Origin of the sequence: Plantactinospora sp. KLBMP9567 (genome assembly GCF_033446045.1) — a bacterium.
In the GTDB taxonomy this organism is placed as follows: domain Bacteria; phylum Actinomycetota; class Actinomycetes; order Mycobacteriales; family Micromonosporaceae; genus Plantactinospora.
In genome coordinates this window covers 19,892-40,258 of sequence record NZ_JAWQRR010000020.1, presented here as the reverse complement: position 1 = coordinate 40,258, position 20,367 = coordinate 19,892, and the positions used below count along the sequence as shown (strand labels likewise).

Sequence of the window (20,367 nt, the reverse complement as noted above, 5' to 3'; positions counted from 1 at the left end):
GAGCACGTGCGACGAGGGTGGATCCTCAGTGGCCGATCCGCCGGCTCTCCGGCGGACCGAGATAGCTGTACGGCAGCTCGGCGGTCTCCACCACGAGCTGCTGCACCACCACGGTCGGGTCGACCATCCAGAACTTCAGGGTGTGTACGCCCGGCGCGTCCACGGCGTGCGTGGTCGTGGTGACGTTGACGTTCTGCGAGGTGTTCCGCTCCCACTGCCGGTTCATCGACGTGTCGTTCGCCCCGGTACTGGTGGTGACGTTGACGATCTGCGGAGCGGCACCGTCGATCGAGACGGCGTAGCGCAGCCCCTCGGTCGGCAGCACGTTGTTGCGCGGCGACAGGTACGCCGACACCTTCACCGGGCCGGCCGAGGTCAACGTCAGCTCGTACTCCAGGCGCGGACTGTCCCGGCCCGGCGTCCGGCTGGCCGCGCTGACCGGGAACGGCGTCAGCCCGTCACCGGTCCGGCCGAGAGCCGGAATCCGCTTCCAGTACACCCCGCCGGTGTTCACCGCCCGGGTGTGCTGCCCGGCCGGGATCGAGACGTAGCCGTTCGCCTCGACGTGGCCGCGCGGGCGCAGCCCCTGCGGGTTGTCCACCCTGGCCTGCACCACCACGCTGGCGCCGGCCGGGCCGGTGACCGTGATCGGGACCGTCGTGGCGCCGCGCGGCGCGTGCCGCCAGTCGACCCGGACCTCGATCCGGACCTGGTCGGTGACCCGGCCGCCCGACCGGCCGAGCTTCAGCCACGGTGCGCCCGCCCGGATCGTGTAGTCGAACGGCACCGAACCCCGGTTGAAGACCTCGATGTACTGTCCCGGCTGGCTCTGGTACGGGCTGAACGTCGGCAGTACCGCCGGCCCGGGCTCGGCCGGCCAGTACTTCTCCGAGCCGTCGATCGCGACGCCCAGTTCGGCGACGGCCGGGACCTCGATGCGGCGCAGATGCGGATAGAACGCGTCCGGCAGAGCCTGGTGGTTCAGCTCCGGCTGCTGCCAGGGCGCGTTCGGGCCGTAGCGCTCGACGTCGCCGTACCCGATCTTGGGCTGGGTCTGGAAGCCCTGCCACTTCCCGCCGGCCAGGGTGTTGTGGTAGTAGTCGGACATCGCCTGGTCGGTGTCGAAGTGTCGCTGGGCGAGGTCGGCCATCGCGTTGGTGGCGGCCCGGCCCTGCGCGGCGTAGAGCAGGTTGGTGAACTGCGCCTCGCGCAGCGCGTAGAGGTTCGCCGACGCCGCCACCTGGTAGTAGACGAGCTGGTAGTAGGCGTCGTCGTAGCCGTCCGGCAGCCTCGCCCGGATCCGTTCGGCCCGCTCGGCCAGCTCCGCCCACTCCCGCACCACCCGGCGCATCTCCTGGTAGGCGGTCAGGCTGTACGGGTTGGTGTCGGTGTAGACCACCGCCGAGGAGTCGGTGGCCGGGTCCTTCGCCGGGTCCAGGGTGATCCGGCGGTTCAACAGCTCCGGCTTCCGCCGCGCCTGGAGCTGGCCGTACTCGTGCAGGATCTCGCCGATCTCCCCGGCGTACCGGTCGGGGAAGTTCTGCGCCGCGTACTTCCGCTGCCAGTCGTCGAGCTTCTCGATCGGGAGGCTGTCCGGATCCCAGGCGTAGTCGAGGAAGAGTTGCAGCGGCAGCTCCTCGTTCTTCATGTCGCCGACGTTGACCACCCAGAGCCGGTCCACCCCGTAGCGGTAGGTCAGGTGGAGCTGCTCCCAGGTGCTGGCCAGATTGATGGTGTCGACCCACTTGTAGTTGCGGCCGCCGCCGACGTAGTCGAAGTGGTAGTACATGCCGTAGCCGCCCGGGCGGGCCGGCAGGCTCTGGTCCGGCAGCTTCCGCATGTTGCCCCAGTTGTCGTCGCAGAAGACCACGGTGACGTCGTCCGGCGGGCGCATGCCCCGGTCCCAGTAGCGCTGGACCTCCTTGTAGAGCGTGAAGACCTGCGGGATGTCGGGCAGTTCGCGGTCGCTGGACTCGGCGAGGATCTGCCGCTGGGCGGCGATGATGCTCTCCATCAGCTCGATGCCGTCGCCGTCGGGCAGGCTGACGTCGCCGTTGCCGCGCATGCCGAGGGTGACCACGCCCTCGAAGTCCTGCTCCTCCATCCGCTCGATGCCGTCCCGCCAGTACTCCTTCAGCGCGGCGGAGTTGCGCCGGAAGCTCCACTCGCCGTTCCCGCCGTACGGGTCGGTGCCGCCGTCGTCGTGCCGGTTCCATTCCTCGATGCCGCGCATCATCGGCGCCTCGTGCGAGGTGCCCATCACCACGCCGTACTCCTTGGCGGTGGCGTGATTGGCCGGGTCGTCCTCGGCGAAGGCGCGGCCCCAGACCGCCGGCCAGAGGTAGTTCGCCTTGAGTCGGAGCATGGTCTCGAAGACCTTGGCGTAGAAGTGCCGGTTGAAGCCGCCCTGGTAGCCGGGGGCCAGGCCGGGGCCGAAGAAGTTCGGAGCCCAGGTGCCCAGCGCCGGGTTCTCGTCGTTGATGAAGAAGCCCCGGTACTTCACCGCCGGGGTGCCCTGGCTGTGCCGGCCGGGCAGCACGTGCAGCTCGGCACTGTGCCGGGCCGGCACGTCGTCCCACCAGTACCAGGGCGAGACGCCGATCTGCTTCGACACCTCGTACGCCCCGAAGACGGTGCCGCGCTGGTCGCTACCGGCGATCACGAAGGCGCGGCGGACCCCGGGCAGCGGGTTGGCCACGATCTGCTGGAGCGAGGTCTCCCACCTGCCGGCGATGCCGCGTACGTCGAGCTTGCGGGCGGCGATCAGCCGGTCGATCAGCGGGCTCTTCCCGATGGTGCCGACGAGCACGACCTCGCCCTGCGCCGGCACCTGGTCGGTGGCGACCGCCGGGCGTACCCCGGTGACCCGCTCGACGTCGTCCCGCAGGTCACCGACGGCCCGGACCACGCCGGGATGGTCGCCGGCGCTGACCACCAGCGTCGCGGCCCGACCACGCTCGACCAGGGGCAGGCTGCCCGGCTTGGCCCGGGTGGAGATGAAGCCGGCGGGGTCGCGCCCGGCCTCGGCGCCGCGCCCGCCGGAGGCGGTGGCGGAGGAGGCGAGGGCGGGGGTGGCCGTGACGGCGAGGGTCAGTGACAACAGCATTCGCCAGGCCGTCGGGCGGGTGTGTCGGCGGGGGACGGGTGCCGGCGGGCCGGCGGGGGTGGTGGACCTGCTCATTCCGCGCTCCGGACCGTAAGGGGGGTGGGCATGACCGGACAACGTACGTGCGAAACTTTTCGGAAGTGTTCCGGAAAGGAAATCTAAACACGTATCGATGCAGGGTCAAGAGCGCGCGATGCGGGGCGCGGACGAATGCGCGTACCGAGCGAAGCCGCCGATAGACGGTGGGTCACGTTTGGTGGGCGGCCCCGAAAGATTTCGGGTTTGCTGATGACATGTTTCAGTGGTGTTCGGCCGCTTGCGCTGCAATTCGGCCGGGCAATTTCCGGCTCAGCCGGTCAGCCCGGACATCCAGCTCTCGACGTCGTCGGCGGTACGCGGCAGCGCGGCCGACAGGTTCTGGCTGCCGTCCTCGGTGACCAGCAGATCCTCCTCGATCCGCATCCCCAGCCCGCGCAACTCGGCCGGCACCAGCTCGTCGTTCGGCTGGAAGTACAGTCCCGGCTCGACGGTCAGCACCATGCCGGCCTGCAACTCGCCCTCGACGTACCGGGCGGTGGTGGCCCGGGAGCAGTCGTGCACGTCCAGCCCGAGCATGTGCCCGGAGCCGCAGAGCGTCCAGCGGCGGTAGAGCTGCCGCTGCGGATCCAGCGCCTCGTCCACGGAGCAGCGCAGCAGACCCAGGTCGACCAGACCGGCGGCGAAGACCGCCATCGCCGCCCAGTGGTAGTCCCGGAACATCGCCCCGGGCCGGAGCTGCCGGATCGCCGCGTCGTTCGCCCGGCGGACCAGCTCGTAGACGTCCCGCTGGAGCGGGCTGAACCGGCCGTCGACCGGAAGCACCCGGGTGATGTCCGCGGTGTACCGGGTGCCGACCTCGACCCCGGCGTCCAGTAGCAGCAACTGGCCGGGGCGTACCGGGCCGGTGTTGCGGTTCCAGTGCAGCACCGCCGCGTGCGAACCGGCCGCCACGATCGGCTGGTAGCCGACCTCCTCGCCGTCGGACCGGGCCCTGCGGGCGAAGGTGCCCTCCAGCCACCGTTCACCGCCGCCGGCCAGCGCCGCCGGCATCGCCCTGACCACGTCCTCGAACCCGCGTACGGTGACGTCGACGGCGTACTGGAGCTGCCCGACCTCCCACTCGTCCTTGACCAGCCGTAGGTCGGCCAGGGCCACCGCGAGATCGGCGTCGGCGACCGGATCCGTCACCGGTACCAGGGCGTCCACGGCCGGATCGACCATACGCAGTAGCCGGGTCCGGCCGGCCGAGCCGAGTACCGTGGCCAGCTCGCCGATCGGGCGGCAGCGGATCTCCAGCGCCTCGCCCAGGGTGGCCAGGTCGGCCCGGGGACCGTTCCAGACGATCCCGGCGTTGCGGTCGGTCCAGTACGCGGCCGTGCCCGGCCGGGGCGGCTCGTCGGTGTAGAGCGTCGCCTCGCCCGCCGGATCCAGCACCAGCACGCCGCCCCGGTCCCCGTCCCCGGTCAGCCAGGTGTAGTCCGAGCCGGGCCGGAACCGGAAGTACTGGTCGTTGCTGCGTACCGGTGGTCCGCCCGCCGGGATCACCAGGTGCTCGCCGGGGAACATCCCGGTCAGCCGGGCCCGCCGTTTCGCCGCCCAGCCGGCCGCCCCGGCAGCCGTCCGGACCGGCCCCTCGGTCGGCGCCCAGCCGCCGAGCATGAACTCCGCGAGCGCCGGGGGCACCGGCAGGTCGTGACTACTGGTGGCGGGAACACGCTCGGACATGCCTGGCCCTTTCGCCGGTGCGGCCGTACGGCCGGCGGGTTCGCCTACTGGACCTCACTTTTGCCGCCGGACGGTGCTGTCGCAAGGGCGTCCCGGGAACTCCCTACGCACGTACCGCCGCGGCGGTGCAGGGTTCCGGCAGATGTCCGAAGACAGCTCGGCTCGGCGGCCCGGGGAACGGGTGAGATCGGCACGACCCGGGCGCCCGGGACGCCTCGGTCGGGACGTTCCTGATGCTCTCCGGTCACGCCGCCGGGCGGGTGCTGGGGAAGGCGTAGTCGACGCCGGTCAGCCGCTCGGAAAGCTCCCACAGCCGACGGCCGACCTCCGGGTCGTCGGCCTGCCGGGGCAGTCGCACCGGACCGGGCGCGCCGCGTCCCTCGCCGAGCCCGGTCGGCCCGACGAACTCACCACCGCCGAGGTCCGGATGCGTGGCCGCGTAGAGCGACGGCAGGGCGGCCCGGTCGGTGCTCTGGAAGAGGAAGGGTCGGAGTAGCTGGTTGACGGCGGCCAGGACTCGCGGCACCTCCCGGGTGATGTTGGTCTGGCTCACCCCGGGATGTGCGGCGACCGCCACCAGACCGGTGCCGGCCGCCCGCCGGGCGAGTTCCTGGGTGAAGACGACGTTGGCGAACTTCGACACCGCGTACGCCTGCATCGGCCGGTACGCCTGCTCGCTGTTGACGTCCGCCAGACCGCCGGCCGGCCAGCGGGAGGCGATCGCGCTCACTGTGACCACCCGGGCGGCACCCGCCGAGAGCAGCGCGGGCAGCAGGTGGCCGGTGAGGGCGAAGTGCCCGAGGTGGTTGGTGCCGAAGGTCAGCTCGAACCCGTCCCGGGTGGTACGCCGCTGCGGCACGGCCATCACCCCCGCGTTGTTGAACAGCAGGTCCAGTGGACGGCCCTCGGCCAGTACGCCAGCTGCCGCCGCGCGGACGGAGTCGAGGTCCGCCAGGTCCAGTCGGCGGACCTCGAGGCGGGCGCCGGGTGTCTCGGCCCGGATCGCCGTGGCGGCCTCGGCCAGCCGGCTCTCGTCCCGGCCGCCCATGATCACGGTGGCTCCGACCCTGGCCAGCGCCCGGCTGGTCTCGTAGCCGACTCCGCTGTTCGCCCCCGTCACCAGGGCCGTCCTGCCTGTCTGCCCCGGCATCTCCGCCAGGGTCCAACCCGCCGTCCCGCGCATCGCCCGACCTCCCAATTGAATGTTCATTCAATAGCGATCAAGTGAAGCAGCGTATGCCGGAAGTTGTCAAATGAACGTTCACCCAATAAGGTTCAGATCATGGTGCGGACCCGCGAACCCGAGGCCAAGCGGCGGCAGCTTGTCGAGGCCGCGCTGGCCGAGTTCGCCGCGCACGGTCTCGCCGGGGCCCGGATCGACCGGATCGCCGGTCGCGCGGGGTGCAGCGCCGGCCTCGTCTACACCTACTTCGGCAGCAAGGACGACCTGTTCGACGCGGTCTTCGACGCGATCGTGGGGCAGGCGGTCACCGAGATCCCGATCACCCCGGAGGACCTGCCCGGCTATGCCGGCCGGCTCTTCGACGCCACCGAGGCGCATCCGGACGTGGCCCGGATCGCCACCTGGTACCGGCTCGAACGGGCCGGTGCCGGGCGGTCCATCCCGGCCATCACCGAGGCCGGCAAGGCCAAGGCAGAAGCCATCCGGGCCGCCCAGCGCGACGGCATCGTCTCGGACCGGTTCGATCCCGAGCAGGTGGTCGCGCTGGTCCTCACCCTGGCGACCATGTGGTCGACGCTGTCGATCGAGACCGCCGAGTTGTCCGGCGCCGACCGTGACCACCGCCGGGCAACCGTGGTCGACGCCGTCCGTCGACTGGTCGAGCCCCACTGACCGGCTCGATGGTGTCCGGGCTGGCCAGCCGGTAGACGACGTGCCGTCCGCGCTGCTGCACGGTGACCAGTCCCCGGGCGCGCAGCCGGGCCAGGTGGTTGCCCAGCCGTGGCGGGCTGACCCGCAGTGCCTCGGCGAGCTGGGTCATGGTGTGCGGCCCTTCGACGGCCAGCAACTGCAGGGTGGTAAGCCGGATCGGGTCGGCGAGTTCCCGGGCCAGCGAGGTGGCGGCGGCCAGCGGGTGCTGGTCGCGATCGCCGTCGTCCGGACCGGCGGCATGGCCTGTTATCTCCTGGTGGACGGCGTCTGGAGCTTCCTCGTCGTCACGGTCGCCTTCGTCGCGCTGGCCAACGGTGGCAGCGCGGTTCGTACCGCCCTGGTGGCGGCGCTGGTCAGCGACAACCGGGCGCGCGTGCGGGAACTGGCCCGGCAACGGGTCGCCCAGCACGTCGGCTACGCCGCCGGTGCGGCCCTCGGCGCAGCCGTACTCGCCGTGGACCGACCCGCCGGCTACACCGTCGCAGTCGCCGCCAACGCGCTCACCTTCGCGGTCTTCGCGGCCATCACCGCGACCGTGCCCGGCCGCCGGGTCGGCGGCCCGACCCGGCCGGTCCGGGCGAACGTCCGGGCCGCCCTCGGCGACCTGCCGTACGTCGGCGTCACCGCCGTCGTCGCACTCTTCTCGCTCTGCTGGGCGATGCTCTCCACCGGCCTGCCGCTCTGGATCGCGGAGTCGACCCGGCTGCCGCTCGTGCTCAGCGGCATCGTGGTCGTGATCAGCTCGGTCGGCATCGCCGCCGGACAGGTACCCGCCACCCGGCTCGCCCGCACACCGGCGTCGGCCGCCCGGACGGCCGTCTGCTCGGGCGTCGCGCTGGCGGCGAGCTGCCTGCTGCTGGCCACCACGGCGGGTGGGGCCGGCGCGGTCGCGGTCACCGTCGTGGTGACCGCGGCCCTGGCACACCTCGCCGGTGAACTCGGGTACGTCGCGTCGAGCTGGGCGCTGTCGCTGGGCCTGGCCCGGGAACGGGCGCTGGGCGCGTACCAGGGGTTGGCCGAGGCGGCGACGGCAACGGTGCAGATCTTCGGACCCGCCCTGTTCACCGTCGCCGTCGGCAGGTACGGCCCCGTCGGCTGGCTGCTCGTCGCCGCGATCTTCCTGCTCGCCGCATCGCTGCTTCCGGTACTCGTCCGGCGGGCCCTGCACAACCGCCCCGCCGACCCCTGACCCCGCGCCGACCCGGCCTAGTCGCTGCTGTTCGCGATCGCCTCCTCGAACTCGCCCCGCACCTTGTCGCCGCCGGTGCTACGCCACTGCTTGAGGATGTCGCCCCAGGCCGAGACCGGCTTGCGCCCACTGAGGATGTCCATCTGGGCGTCGTTGACGATCGTGCCGAGCTGCCCGGACCGCCGCGACCAGGTGTCGGAGAAGAGCCCGAGGGTCGGATCCTTCACCGCGGTCGGGATGATCGACTTCTGGTACTCGTACGACTTGCGGGTCGCCTCGGCCTCGCCGGGTACGAAGATCACGTCGGGGGCGTCCACGATGTAGCGGATCCCGAGTACCGTCTGGCTCACCCCGGCCTGGGTCAGCTCCGGCCCACCGCCCTCCATCCGGTAGTGCACCCCGGCGACGCCGTACCGGCGCAGCAGCCACTCCTCGGTGCCGAACGGCGCGGCCAGCCAGTTGCAGACCTTCAACAGCGCCCGGATCCGACCTTCGTCGGCCTTCTTGAACGCGGTGAAGTTGTTGGTTGCCTGGGCCTGCCAGGTGGCCGCGAAGCCGCCGCCGCCGTGCAGGGGCGGGCGCATGCCGCCGATCTCGAAGTCGGGCCCGGCGATGTTCTCCGCGAAGAACTGCGGCCAGGCGGTGTACCGGTCCGTGATCATCAACGCGCTGCCCGCGTTGAACCACTTCTTCGTCGGCGCGTTGTTGGTGAAGCTGTCCGGATGCACCACGCCGTCCTTGACCAGCCGGGCGGTGTCGGCGAGTGCCTGGGTGAACTCCTCGCTCTCGTACGCGCTGACCAGCTTGCCGCCCTCCAGCCTCCACCGCCACGGGTTGCCGAGCATCTGCCGGACGAAGTCGAGCGGAGCCTGGGCCAGCGCCCAGCGGTTCGCCCGGGCATCGGTGACCTTGCGGCAGACGTCCCGGAACTCGGCGAAGCTGCCCGGCTGGAGGTTGGCGTCGAGCTGCTTGAACAGGTCGTCCCGGCGCATCATCATGGTGCCACCGATGCCGCGGGGCACCGGCAGGCCGTAGATGCCGCCGTTGTAGCGGCAGTCCCGCCAGGCGTCGGTGGGCAGGTTCGCCAGGAACGGATACTCCTGCACCGCGTCGCCGCTCAGATACGCGGTGAGGTCCTGGCACTTGGCGGCGAGCCAGGCCGGCAGGTTCGCCGTACCGGCGGGCAGGCCGTTCGGGGTGTACAGCGCCGGCACGATGACGTCCGGCAGGTCGTCCCCGGCGACCAGGGTGGCGAACTTTGTCGGCATGTCGGCGTTGGGCACGATGGTCAGCCGCAGGTCGACGCCGAGCCGCCGGTTCATCTCCTGCCAGAACGGGTTCTGCCCGACCGCGGGCGGCACCGGCGAGTTGGTGAGGACAAAGGCGGAGAGTTCGCCGCCGTCGCCGGGTGGGCCGTCGGTGGCCTTCACCGGCGGCTCCGGATATTTCAGGAAGGCGTCCAGCAGGCCCTGCCGGTTGCCCTTCAGGTCCGGGGTGACCCCGGTGTACGGCGTGTAGTTCGGCAGCCTGGCCGACCCGCTGGCCCTGTTGCGGTCGCCGCCGGTGGGGGTGTCGCCGTCGCCGCAGCCGGCGAGCAGTCCCGGGGTGGCGAGCATGGCGGCGGTGCCGAGCGCACCGGTCAGGAATTGTCGGCGGCCGATCGCCGGTTCACTGGTCATCGTTTGCTCCTTGGCGTAACGCCTGGGGGAATCGGGGGAGGAGGAGCGGTTTTCAGCCCTTGACCGCGCCGATCAGCACACCCTTGGTGAAGTGCCGCTGCACGAAGGGATAGACGACGAGGACAGGGACGACGGAGAGCACCAGGATGGCCATCTGAATCGCCTCCTGGGGCGGCAGTGCCGCGCCGGCCGAGCCGAGCTGGTCGACGCCGAGCTGGGTCTGGTTGACCACGTAGGTCCGGAGCACGAGTTGCAACGGCCACTTCGCGGTGTCGTTCAGATAGAGCAGGGCGCTGAAGAACGCGTTCCAGTACGCCACGGCGTAGAACAGTCCGATGACCGCGAGTACGGCCTTGCTCAGCGGCAGGACGATCCGGAACAGGATGGCGAGGTCGCCGGCGCCGTCGATCCGGGCGCTGTCGACCACCTCCCGGGGCAGTTCCATGAAGAACGCCCGCAGGATGATCACGTTGAACGCGTTGACCGCGACCGGCAGGATCAGCGCCCAGTAGCTGTCCAGCAGCCCGAGGCTCTTCACCACCAGGTAACTCGGGATGATGCCGGGGGCGAAGAGCAGGGCGAAGAGCACGATCATCAGCAGCGGCCGGTGCGCCACCGACCGGGGGCGGCTCAGCCCGTACGCCAGCAGGATGGTGGTGGCCATGCTCAACGCCGTGCCGGCGACGGTGACGAAGAGGCTGACCAGGGTCGCCCGGGTCACCACGCCACCGGAGAGGATCGCGGCGTACGCGGCGAAGCTGACCTCGTCGGGGACGAGCACGAAGCCGCCGTCCCGGGTGATCTGCTCGTGCGTCGCGAGGCTGGTGGAGACGATCCCGAGGAAGGGTACGACCACCGCCGCGCAGCAGACCGCCAGGATCACGCCCTTCAGCACACGCACCGGCCTCGACGCGACCGTGACACCCGCGATGGTCGGCCGGTTGCTCATCGCTGGTAGACCCCCTGCTCTCCGAAGCGGTGCGCGAGCCGGTTGGCGCCGAGCACCAGGAGCAGCCCGACCAGGCCCTTGACCAGCCCGACGGCGGCGCTGACCCCCCAGTCACCGGCGAGGATGCCGTTGTTGTAGACGTACGTGTCGAGCACTTCGCTGGCGTCCGCCCCGACCGCCGGCTGCTGGAGCACGATCTGCTCGAAGCCGACGGTCAGCGCGTCACCGAGCCGCAGGATCAGCAGCAGCACGATCAGACCGCGCAGCCCGGGCAGGGTGATGTGCCACAGTTGCCGCCAGCGGCTGGCACCGTCCACCGCGGACGCCTCGTAGAGCGTGCCGTCGATCCGAGAGAGCGCGGCCAGGAAGAGGATCGTTGCCCAGCCGGCGTCCTTCCAGAGCACCTGGCCGGTGACCAGGGCAAAGAATGCGTCAGGATTGTTGACGATGCTGACCGTGCCGAGGTCGTGGTCTCGGAGGAAGTTGTTGAGCAGCCCGCCGTCGCCGAGCAACTGCATGAAGATGGCGACCACGATCACCCAGGAGAGGAAGTGCGGCAGATAGAGGATGCTCTGCACGGTCCGCTTGAGCCGCTGCGACATCAGGCTGTCCAGCAGCAGCGCGAGGGCGATCGGGGCCGGAAAGACGACCAGCACCTGGAGCAGGGTGATGATCAGGGTGTTGGTCAGCGCGTTCAGGAACGCCGGGTCGCCGCTGACGATGATCCGGAAGTTCGCCAGCCCGCGCCACGGGCTGTCGAGAATCCCGACGTACGGCTGGTAGTCCTTGAACGCGATGACGTTGCCGAGCCACGGTAGATAGTGGAACGTCAGGAGGAGTGCGACGCCGGGAAGGGTGGCGAGCAGCAGTATGCGATCTCGCCGTACCCGGTCCCACCACGACAAGCCGGCCCACCCCATTCAGTCCCGCCGGATGCGACGCGTGAACACGATGGATCGCGACAGTTCCGGAAGTCGGCTGTTACATCCGGGTAAACCTAGAGTCGACCCCGATGAGCGTCAAGACGTGAGTCGATGCCGTCGAAACTCCTGTTGGACAGTGCGACCAGCCCCGCCCCGGCGGCCTTCAGCAGCACGTCGTCGAGGCTGGTCACCCGGCCGATCCCGGCCAGTGTCCCGGATGGGCGATCCATGCCCGCGGGCCGAGGCAGGTCCTCCCGAGTCGCTGGCAGTGTCGGCATCACGTGGGTAACCCGCTGATGGTGCCGGATGCATTCTCCGCTGCCTCCGGCCGAGGTGCTGGTGGTGCGCGCCGACGAGGCATCGGTCGCGGCGTTCGGGGGCAGTTCGCTGTCCCCGGCGACCCGGGGTCCCGCCGCGCGTGCCGGCCGGGCCGTCGGCCGGGCCCGCGCCGCCGAGGTCGCCCGGTTCTGGGGCCTGGCGGGTCGCTCAGTGCTGGAGCGCCCGGGCCAGTACGGTGATGTCCTCGTCGCCGAGCCCGTGCTCGACGGCCCGCTGCCACTGCGCGGCGAGGCTGTTGGCCACCGGGAACCGGTCGATGTCGACCTCGTACAGTGCCAGGTTGACGTCCTTGAGCCCGAGGGAGAGCGGATACTGTGCCGAGTACTCGTCCCGGCCGATCCGCTCCAGCTTCTCGGCCGCCCATGGGGAGACCAGCGGACTGCCCTGCAACGCGCCGAGCACCGCCGCCCGGTCCAGGCCGAGGGAGTGCCCGAGCGCCATCGCTTCGGCGATCCCCTCGGCCAGGAAGGCGAGCAGCATGTTGTTGACCAGCTTGAGCCGGGAACCGGCGCCGACCGGACCGGCCCAGACGGTCCGCTGCCCGAGCGCGTCGAAGACCGGGGCGATCCGCCCCCGGGCCTGCTCCGGGCCGGAAGCGAGCACCACCAGTTGACGCCGTTCCGCCGGGCCACGGCTGCCCGCCACCGGCGCGTCCAGCAGGACCACGTCCGGACGCTGCTCGCGGACCATCCCGGCGATCCGCTCGGTGTCGGAGACCCCGATGGTGCTCATCTGCGCCCAGATCGCGCCCTCGGCCATCGCGGCCAGCATGCCCTGGTCGAGCGCGATGGCCCGGATCGCGTCCCCGTTCGTCACCATAGTGATCACCACGTCGGCCCGGCGTACCGCGTCGGCCGGGCTGTCGGCGACCTCGGCCCCCTGTGCGCCGAGTTGCCGGGCGGGCCCCGGCCGGCGGTTCCAGACCACGGTCGGCAGGCCGGCCCGGACAAGATTGGCCGCCATCGGCTGACCCATGCCGCCCAGCCCGAGTACAGCCACCCGCTGTGTCTCCGCCATCGGCGCTTCCCCCCGTACGAACTGCCCCGTCCGGCAGCGTAGGTCGGCGGGCGGCGCCGTCGACCCCGAATCAGGCCGAGTCGCCTGTCGGGTGACATGCCGCCCGAGCGGACCGGTCAGCACACCGCGTCGGATTAGCGGGCCGCCCGGTTCATGTGAGCGATAACAAACGCGCACCGGCAGTGATAGCGACGCCCCGGGTGTCCCCGATGTCGTTGCCGCAGCTTCTCCCTGCTTGGGACCGCAGGACGACCGATCGGCGCGACGCCGAGACCTTGACAGGTGCCGATGTTAGCGCTCACAGTTGGTTGGTGCGGGAAGCAGCAACATCGATATCGCCGCCTCGTCAACAGTGCGTGCAGGGTCGGTCTCAGGCGGCAGCCCACTCATCCCCCGGACGCAGACCCCAAGGAAGGAACCGCGATGATCACGATTCACAGAGCGAAGGCGGCGCGACGACTGCTGACCACCGCCGTCGTCGCCGTGCTCGTGTCGGCCCTGGGAACAACCATCCCCGCCTCCCCGGCGATCGCAGCACCCGGGCCGTCGTTCACCAACGCCCTCGTCGGCACGCCCAACAGCGCGGACCCGTCGATCGTGTACACCAACGGCAACTGGTACTACGTGGCCACGACGTGGTCCTCGAGAATCGTCATGCGCACGTCGTCGACCATGGCCGGCCTGAAGAACGCGGCGGAGCGGACGGTGTTCACCCTCGCCCCCGGGCCCGGCTGCTGCACGATGTGGGCACCGGACATCCAGTGGATCAACAACCGGTGGTACATCTACTTCTCGGCGGAGGCCTCCCCGGGCCAGGGTGAGCGCCGGACCGGCGTGCTCGAGAGCAACGGCACCGATCCGCTCGGGCCGTACACCTACCGGGGCATCCTCAACCTGGAGCCCAACAACGGGTGGGCGATCGACGGCAGTGTGGTCCGGTTCAACGGCTGGGTGAACCACTTCGTCTACTCCGCGTTCCGGGGTGGGGAACAGGGGCTGTTCATCGCCCCGATGTCGTCGCCGACCCAGGTCTCGCGCAACGGCGTACGGATCTCGTCCCCGACGCTGTCCTGGGAGCGGCAGGGCGGTGCGGTCAACGAGGGGCCGTACGCCGTGTACAACGGCGGGAGGACGTTCCTGACGTACTCGGCGAGTTCCTGCAACACGCCTGACTACAAGCTCGGCACGCTGACCTGGACCGGTGGCGACCCGATGTCGGCCAGCTCGTGGACGAAGAGGTCGACGCCCATCTTCCAGCGCAGTGACGCGAACGGCGTCTACGGCCCGGGCCACGCCTCCTTCGTCAGGTCACCGGACGGCGCGGAGACGTGGATCGTCTACCACGCCAACTCGTCCGCCAGCCAGGGCTGCGGCACCACCCGCACCACGCGGGCGCAGAAGATCGGCTGGAACTCCGACGGCACCCCCAACCCCGGCGTCCCGGTCCGCACCGGGACCTCGATCGTCGGCCCCTCCGGCGACTCGTAAACCTCCGTACGGCCCGTTGGGGCGCCTGCACCACGAGGGCGCCCCAGCGTGACCGAACTGCCTACAGTAGGTGTTCGTGCTTCACGGGAGATCTGCGGAAATCAGCGGGCTCGACGAGGTGATCGTGCGGGCTCGCGATGGCTCCGGCGGCGCGGTGGTGTTGCGGGGCGAGGCAGGCGTGGGCAAGACCGCCCTGCTCGACCCGGCGGCCGCGCGAGGCGCCACGATGCGCGTGTTACGGACCACCGGCGTCGAGCCGGAGTCCGACCTCGCGTTCGCGGCGTGCACCGGATGCTGTGGCCGGTGACCGGACGCGCTCCCGGAACCGCAGGGCGACGCTGTGAGCGCGGCCCTGGGCTTGCCGCAGGAAGTGTCGGGGATCGGTTCCTACTTGGCGCGGGCGTGCATTCGCTGCTGGCCGAGGCCGCCGCGCCGGACGGGCTGATCTGCGTGGTCGACGACTTGCAGTGGGTCGATCGTTTCTCGGCCGACGGCTGCTGTTCGCCGCGAGGCGGCTGGGGACGGAACCGATCGCGATGTTGTTCGCCGTGCGCGGGGACGTTCCGGTCAAGGGCGTCCGCTGACAGTGGACGTGCGCGGGCTGCCCGAGTCCGCAGCGGCCGAGCTGCTGGAGTCCCGCTACGGTCTGCTGCCTGCCCAGGTGGCGCGGGAGATCGTCACGCTGACCCACGCGAACCCGCTCGCCCGGAGTGAGATCGCCGCCCGCCTGACGTCCGCGCAGCTCGCCGGAGGCGAACCGCTGCCCGCCCCACTGCCCGGCGGTGCCCGGCACGAGGAGTTGGCCGCCGCCATCCTCGCGCACACGGCCGGGTGAGCTGCCGCAGCGTCTACGTCAACGACCCAACTACTCAGCTCAGCCGGTCAGCACCGAGATTGCCGCGACCAGGTAGAGGCAGCCGCCGAGACTGACCGCGATCCCGGCGACCGCTGGCAGCCAGGCCGTCGCGGTCGCCGCCAGAGGCCAGCGCCGGGCCGTCCCGGTCAACAGCGCGAAGCCGCGGATCGTGATCACGCCGACCCCGGTCAGCGTGCCGGCCATCCCGATGCCGAAGGCGAGCACCAGGACCAGCGCGTCGAGGGCCCGTCCGGTCAGCAGGCCGCTGACCAGCACCAGGAACGCGGACGGCGAGGGCAACAGTCCGCCGGAGAGGGCCAGTACGGTCAACCCGCGCCGGGACCACGGATCGGTCGGCGCCGGTACGCCGTGCCGATGCCCGTGCCCAGGCGCACCGCCGTGCCCGTGCCCGTCCTCGTGCCCGCCTTCGTCCCCGTGCCCGTGGTGGCTGGGGTGCGTGTTCCCGTAGTCGTGCTGGCGCGGGAGCGTGTCCCCGTGGTCGTGTCCGTGAGCATGGTCGGCTACCGGAACGGCCCTGTGCCCGACGAGGACGTGGCTGTGCCCGTGCCCGTGCCCGTGCCCGTGCCCGTGGTCGTGGTCGTGTTCGTGCCCGTGGCCGTGGCCGTGGCCGTGGTCGTGGTCGTGGTCGTGCGATCCATGGCCGCGCAGGTGGCGCCAGCTCAGGTGTGCGCCGACGCCGATCACCAGCAACCCGGCCGCCACCTGCATCCAGGCTGTCAGCGTCTTGGTGCCCAGGCTCGCGGCGCCGCTGAGTCCGACCCAGGCGAGCGCCAGCACCAGGACGGAGAAAGTGTGCATCGCCGCCACGATCACGCCGAGCCGGACTGCGTCCCGGTAGCGGCCCCGGGTGCCGACCAGGTACGCCGCCGTCACGCTCTTGCCGTGGCCCGGGGCGACCGCGTGCGCGGCACCGACCCCGAGCGCCACCACGAGGGCGAGCCAGAAGACTCCCCGGCCGTCGAAGAGGGCGACCAACCGGCCCTCGAACCCGGTCACGACCGGCCCCGGGCGCGTCGGCGCAGCCGTACCGCCACCAGCGCGACGACCCCGACGAGCAGGGCGGCGCCGACGCCGGCCAGGGTGCGTACGGTGCTGGCCGGCAGGCCGCCCGCGCCGGGCGCGAAGCGTACCCGGTGGGTCTGCTCGGCGGCGGTGAAGAGCGCCCGGTCCGGCGCGGCCGGGGTCTGGCTGGTCAGCATCGTCCGGTAGGCCTCGTTGAGGTCGGTCAGCGCGCCGACGGTGACGTCGAGGTCGACCACCTCGGCCGGGCAGTCGAAGGTGAGCCGGGCGCCCTCGTCGAGCAGCCGGTCCAGAGTGTCGAGCCGGCCCGGGCACGGGCTCCCGTCCTGCCGCACCGAGATCCGCTCCAGCAGGTAGTCGTGTACCCGGGGCGAGCGCTGGAGTTTCTGCTCCCCGGTCAGATTCGTCGCGACCGCGCCGAGACGCGGGTCCTCGAAGGCGCCGAGCGACTGGCCGAGCGCCACCCAGTCGTCCTCGGCGGCGAGCCAGGCGAGGTCGACCCGGGAGCCGTGCACGCTGATCCGCGCGGTGGAGGGCGGGCCGAACGGGTGCGCGGCGGCCGGGGTCGCCGGGACCGCGAGCGCGGACAGCACGGCCAGGCAGGCCAGGCCGAGCGCGACGACCGGCGACGGGATGCGGGCGATCAAGAGGTCTCCTGACGTACGAACCGGCCCCGGACCACCGCACGGTGGCGATGGTCCGGGGCGGCGGGAACTACTTCGTCACGGTGATGACCGGACTGGTGATCTGCTGGTTCTCGCTGTCCAGGTAGACCACGTGGGTGGTGTTCTTCTTCGCCGACGGCGGCAGCGCGAAGCTGTACACGAGCCGGCCCAGTTCGTCGGCCTTCTTGTAGCCGATGAAGACGCCCTTCTTGCCCGCGCCGTCCTTCGTGCTGCGCAGGTAGACGGTGACCTCCTCGCCCGGGTCGTAGCCGTAGGCGTTGACCCGGACCTTGCCCTTGGCCTCGACGATGGTCTTGTTGACCTTTGCCTGCTCGCCGACGGTGTTCTCCGGGGTACGCAGCTCGTTGACGGTGCGCTCGCCGGCCGCGTTCTTCCGGATCACGACACCGTCGTGGTGCTGGCCGTTGGCGTACCGGGCCTCGTAGCGGATGCTGTCGCCGGTGACGTCGATGAGCTGGTAGAGCTGCTTGTCCTCGGCCTTGCTCATGATGTCGGCGTTGTTGTCGGTCCAGACCGAGCCGTCGACGTCGTACATCTTGCCGCCGGAGACCGACACCGCGTAGACGGTGCTGTCGTGCACGGTCACCGACTGGCGGGACGAGGCCACGCTGCCCCGGCCGTACGTGTGGTCGTGGCCCTGGAGCACCAGATCGACCCCGTACTTCTCGAACAGCGGGCCCCACTGCGCCCGGACCACCGGGTTGTTCCGGCCCTCGGCCGTCGAGTAGACCGGGTGGTGGAAGGTCACCACGGTCCACTTGTTCGGGTTGTTCTTGAGCAGCCCCTCCAGCCACGCGGTCTGCGCGGCCATCACGTCCGGGATGCCCTGCACGTTGGTGTTCAGGCCGATGAACCGGACACCCTGGTAGTCGACGGTATAGGCCGTCTTGGCCAACTCCGCCGGCCAGCCCGCCGGCCCGTTGTCCGGGTACGGGAACTGCGGCGTCCAGAACTGCGACAGCGTGCCGCCGCTGTACTCGTGGTTACCGGGGATCGAGATGTTGTTGATCTGGCCGTCGATGAAGCCGCCGGCCTGGTACCACTGCCCCCACTGCTCCTCGCTGTTCGCGGAGTCGATGAGGTCACCGGCATTGACGATCAGCTTGGCCTGCGGGCGGTCCGCGAACGCCTGCCGGAACACCCGGGGCAGCGCCGAGTCGAGATAGTTCTGCGCGTCGCCGTAGTAGATGAACGAGAACGGCTTGGCGTCCGTGGTGGCCGTGGTGAAGTCGGTCCAGGCGCTCCAGTTGGTGCCGTCGCCGACCCGGTAGGTGTACCGGGTGCCCGGCTTCAGGCCGACGAACTCCACGGTGTGGTAGGTCGAGGCGTACCCGAGGGAGGTGTTGACCGACTTGGTCGACATTGCCTTGACCACGGAGACAGCGCCCTCGGCGGGGGCCACGCTGCCGAGCGCGGCCGGGGCCTCCAGGATCTCGGCCTGGGCCCACTCGGGGGTGGCCTCGGCCCGCCAGGTCACCCGCTGAGTGGTGGCCGGGGTGGTGGTGGGGGTGAGGATGATGCGGTCGGGCATCGGGGACGGCCGGTGGATCTCGGCCGCCGGGTACTTGCCCGGTGCGGCGTCACCGAACGCTACCGGGCTGACTGCGAAACCGCCGACGAGCATGGCGGCGGCACCGATAGCGGCAAGCCTGGCCCGCCGGGAGCCCGCAATCCAGGGTCTCTTGACGTCACTCACTACAGGGATCACCTTTCGGGTGAAAGTGGGTACGGCCGCCGGCCCGCAGCCGGTGGCCAAGCGCATTCATCCAGAGGTGGACGACCGGCGGTCGGCCGTTGGCTGGCCGCCGGATGAACGGGCCTGGCCAGCGGGTTAATTCATGATCAACACGTCGTGCCCGGTGCCGGGCTTCACCGTGCGGAGACCGCTCGTCCATCGCCCGGGAACCGACCGTTCACCCCGGCCCACCTACCATGCCGGCGGCACCGAGTCCCTCGCCCGCGCGGCGGCCGGGCATCCGCGCCGACCGCCCGACCCGCCGACCACCCCGACCGCCGAACCTACGGAGCACGATGAAACTGCCGTCCCGCCGCTGGGCGGTGGTCGCCACCGTCGCCACCCTGGCGGCGCTCGCCGCGATCGAACCGGCGGTCTCGCCGCCGATCGTCAAGGGGGACACCTTCCTCACCGCGCAGACCGGTGGCGTGCTGAACATCGAGGGCGGGGAGTGCTTCTCCGACCCGGCGTACTCCCGGGAGGCCGCCGAGGTGGTCGTCCGGTACGAACCGTGCGAGTCCGGCGCCGACAACCAGTCGTACGGCTTTCTGCGTGCCGATGACGGGCCGTGGGACCGTGCCCGGCTGGCGGGCTTCGCCTGGCAGGGCTGCCGGGGCTACTTCGAGCGGCGCTGGCCGGACCGCGACGGCGGCACCCTCGACTTCTATCCGATCCTGCCGACCGAGCAGACCTGGGCGGACGGCGACCGCACCGTGATGTGCGTGGTCTACCGCCCGCGCGGCCGGCTCACCGACTCGGTGCTGCCGTTGCGTTGAGCTGTGGTGTTGCCGTTGTGCTGGGCTGTGGTGCTGTCGTTGTGCTGGGCTGTGGTGCTGTCGTTGTGCTGGGCTGTGGTGTTGCCGTTGCGTTGAGCCGTTCCGGGCGGCGTCGCCCCGGTGCGGGCTCAGGCGCGGAGACCGCCGTCGACCGGCAGGCAGACGCCGGTGACGAAGGAGGCGCGGTCGCTGAGCAGCCAGGCGGCCGCCGCGGCGATCTCGTCCGGCTCGGCGGCCCGGCGCAGCGGGGTGAGCGCGTTGAGCCGCTCGACGGCGGCCGGCTCGTCATCGGCCCACTGCCGGATCACCCCGGTCATGGTGGTGCCCGGGGCGATGGCGTTCACCCGGATCCCCTCCGGGCCGTACTCGGCGGCGGCGGTCTCGGTGAGGCTGTTCACGGCCCGCTTCGTCGCCGCGTACGGGCCCAGTCCCGGTGCGCCGCGCAGGCTGCCGACGCTGCTGACGTTGACGATCGCCCCCGACCCGGCGGTGGCCCGGATCGCCCGGATCTCCGCCGTCATCGCGAGGAACAGCCCTCGGTAGTTGACCGAGGTGACCAGGTCGAAGTTCTGCTCCGTCGCGTTCACCATCGGGGTCTGCGGGATCGAGACGCCGCCGTTGTTGAAGGCGACGTCCAGCCGGGCGTGCAGCCGGATCACGCCGTCCACCGCCGCCTGGATGCTGGCCCCGTCGGTCAGGTCGGCGAGCACGTAGTCGGCGGTCCCGCCGGCGTCGCGGATCTCACCGACCACGTCGGCGAGTTCGGACTCGGTCCGGGCGGCCAGCACCACGGCGGCACCCTCGCGGGCGAACAGCCGGGCGGCGGCCGCGCCGATGCCGCGACCCGCGCCCATCAGGAGCGCGACCTTGTCGCCGAGCAGGCCGGCTCCGCTGCCCGGGGCGTTCGTTCCGGTCATGAGGCCAC

At 71.0% G+C, this 20,367-nt stretch carries 18 protein-coding genes and 1 pseudogene; 6 read left to right on the top strand and 13 right to left on the bottom strand.

Annotated features, from left to right (window positions below; all coding sequences use genetic code 11):
* Positions 1 to 25: 25 nt before the first annotated feature.
* The 3 genes from R6Y94_RS15170 to R6Y94_RS15160 form a co-directional block, all read right to left on the bottom strand.
* Entirely contained in the window at positions 26 to 3,106 is a 3,081-nt protein-coding gene (locus R6Y94_RS15170; protein ID WP_318396490.1) for a glycosyl hydrolase 115 family protein, read from the bottom strand.
* Positions 3,107 to 3,454: 348 nt separating this feature from the next.
* Positions 3,455 to 4,870, bottom strand: a complete 1,416-nt coding sequence (locus R6Y94_RS15165) for an aminopeptidase P family protein (protein WP_318396489.1) — start codon at positions 4,868 to 4,870, stop codon at positions 3,455 to 3,457.
* A 244-nt stretch (positions 4,871 to 5,114) separates the two neighbouring features.
* Complete coding sequence (locus tag R6Y94_RS15160; RefSeq protein ID WP_318396488.1) at positions 5,115 to 6,053, bottom strand: oxidoreductase; 939 nt, start codon at positions 6,051 to 6,053, stop codon at positions 5,115 to 5,117.
* A 99-nt stretch (positions 6,054 to 6,152) separates the two neighbouring features.
* Here R6Y94_RS15160 and R6Y94_RS15155 point away from each other — a divergent pair, with 99 nt between their 5' ends.
* Positions 6,153 to 6,725, top strand: a complete 573-nt coding sequence (locus R6Y94_RS15155; protein ID WP_318396487.1) for a TetR family transcriptional regulator — start codon at positions 6,153 to 6,155, stop codon at positions 6,723 to 6,725.
* A gap of 73 nt (positions 6,726 to 6,798) precedes the next feature.
* Here the strand turns inward: R6Y94_RS15155 and R6Y94_RS45130 are convergent.
* Positions 6,799 to 6,900: pseudogene (locus tag R6Y94_RS45130) on the bottom strand (ArsR family transcriptional regulator); the annotation flags it as partial.
* On the opposite strand from R6Y94_RS45130, the gene R6Y94_RS15150 reads away from it, so the two are divergent.
* Positions 6,877 to 7,953, top strand: a complete 1,077-nt coding sequence (locus R6Y94_RS15150; protein WP_412102767.1) for an MFS transporter — start codon at positions 6,877 to 6,879, stop codon at positions 7,951 to 7,953. The pseudogene R6Y94_RS45130 and the gene R6Y94_RS15150 sit on opposite strands and share 24 nt — an antisense overlap.
* 17 nt (positions 7,954 to 7,970) lie before the next feature.
* Here R6Y94_RS15150 and R6Y94_RS15145 read toward each other — a convergent pair whose 3' ends face one another.
* The 5 genes from R6Y94_RS15145 to R6Y94_RS15125 all read right to left on the bottom strand — a co-directional run bounded on the left by R6Y94_RS15145 (position 7,971) and on the right by R6Y94_RS15125 (position 12,983).
* Positions 7,971 to 9,632, bottom strand: a complete 1,662-nt coding sequence (locus R6Y94_RS15145; protein WP_318396485.1) for an extracellular solute-binding protein — start codon at positions 9,630 to 9,632, stop codon at positions 7,971 to 7,973.
* Between the two features lie 52 nt (positions 9,633 to 9,684).
* Positions 9,685 to 10,581, bottom strand: coding sequence for a carbohydrate ABC transporter permease (locus R6Y94_RS15140; protein ID WP_318396484.1), 897 nt, complete (start codon positions 10,579 to 10,581; stop codon positions 9,685 to 9,687).
* Complete coding sequence (locus R6Y94_RS15135) at positions 10,578 to 11,486, bottom strand: ABC transporter permease (RefSeq protein WP_318396483.1); 909 nt, start codon at positions 11,484 to 11,486, stop codon at positions 10,578 to 10,580. The genes R6Y94_RS15140 and R6Y94_RS15135 overlap by 4 nt, the downstream gene beginning before the upstream one ends.
* 92 nt (positions 11,487 to 11,578) lie before the next feature.
* Entirely contained in the window at positions 11,579 to 11,734 is a 156-nt protein-coding gene (locus R6Y94_RS15130) for a hypothetical protein (protein WP_318396482.1), read from the bottom strand.
* A 256-nt stretch (positions 11,735 to 11,990) separates the two neighbouring features.
* Positions 11,991 to 12,983 (bottom strand): NAD(P)-dependent oxidoreductase, encoded by a 993-nt coding sequence (locus tag R6Y94_RS15125; protein ID WP_318396481.1) that lies wholly within the window; start codon positions 12,981 to 12,983, stop codon positions 11,991 to 11,993.
* A gap of 300 nt (positions 12,984 to 13,283) precedes the next feature.
* On the opposite strand from R6Y94_RS15125, the gene R6Y94_RS15120 reads away from it, so the two are divergent.
* The 3 genes from R6Y94_RS15120 to R6Y94_RS15110 all read left to right on the top strand — a co-directional run bounded on the left by R6Y94_RS15120 (position 13,284) and on the right by R6Y94_RS15110 (position 15,183).
* Entirely contained in the window at positions 13,284 to 14,348 is a 1,065-nt protein-coding gene (locus R6Y94_RS15120) for a glycoside hydrolase family 43 protein (RefSeq protein WP_318396480.1), read from the top strand.
* Positions 14,349 to 14,424: 76 nt separating this feature from the next.
* Positions 14,425 to 14,655, top strand: a complete 231-nt coding sequence (locus tag R6Y94_RS15115; RefSeq protein WP_318396479.1) for an ATP-binding protein — start codon at positions 14,425 to 14,427, stop codon at positions 14,653 to 14,655.
* A gap of 285 nt (positions 14,656 to 14,940) precedes the next feature.
* Positions 14,941 to 15,183 (top strand): hypothetical protein, encoded by a 243-nt coding sequence (locus R6Y94_RS15110; protein ID WP_318396478.1) that lies wholly within the window; start codon positions 14,941 to 14,943, stop codon positions 15,181 to 15,183.
* A 39-nt stretch (positions 15,184 to 15,222) separates the two neighbouring features.
* Here R6Y94_RS15110 and R6Y94_RS15105 read toward each other — a convergent pair whose 3' ends face one another.
* From R6Y94_RS15105 to R6Y94_RS15095, 3 genes are all read right to left on the bottom strand, one after another.
* The gene (locus R6Y94_RS15105) at positions 15,223 to 16,221 is read right to left on the bottom strand and encodes a hypothetical protein (protein WP_318396477.1); all 999 of its coding nucleotides are present in this window, start codon (positions 16,219 to 16,221) and stop codon (positions 15,223 to 15,225) included.
* Positions 16,218 to 16,892: a hypothetical protein gene (locus R6Y94_RS15100; protein WP_318396476.1), complete on the bottom strand. Its 675-nt coding sequence runs from the start codon at positions 16,890 to 16,892 to the stop codon at positions 16,218 to 16,220. Before R6Y94_RS15100 ends, R6Y94_RS15105 begins: the two co-directional genes overlap by 4 nt.
* A gap of 67 nt (positions 16,893 to 16,959) precedes the next feature.
* A complete protein-coding gene (locus tag R6Y94_RS15095) occupies positions 16,960 to 18,627 on the bottom strand; it encodes a metallophosphoesterase family protein (RefSeq protein ID WP_318396475.1) in 1,668 nt (555 codons plus the stop codon).
* Positions 18,628 to 18,962: 335 nt separating this feature from the next.
* On the opposite strand from R6Y94_RS15095, the gene R6Y94_RS15090 reads away from it, so the two are divergent.
* Positions 18,963 to 19,442, top strand: a complete 480-nt coding sequence (locus tag R6Y94_RS15090; RefSeq protein ID WP_318396474.1) for a hypothetical protein — start codon at positions 18,963 to 18,965, stop codon at positions 19,440 to 19,442.
* A 128-nt stretch (positions 19,443 to 19,570) separates the two neighbouring features.
* Here R6Y94_RS15090 and R6Y94_RS15085 read toward each other — a convergent pair whose 3' ends face one another.
* The gene (locus R6Y94_RS15085) at positions 19,571 to 20,359 is read right to left on the bottom strand and encodes a glucose 1-dehydrogenase (protein ID WP_318396473.1); all 789 of its coding nucleotides are present in this window, start codon (positions 20,357 to 20,359) and stop codon (positions 19,571 to 19,573) included.
* Positions 20,360 to 20,367: the final 8 nt, after the last annotated feature.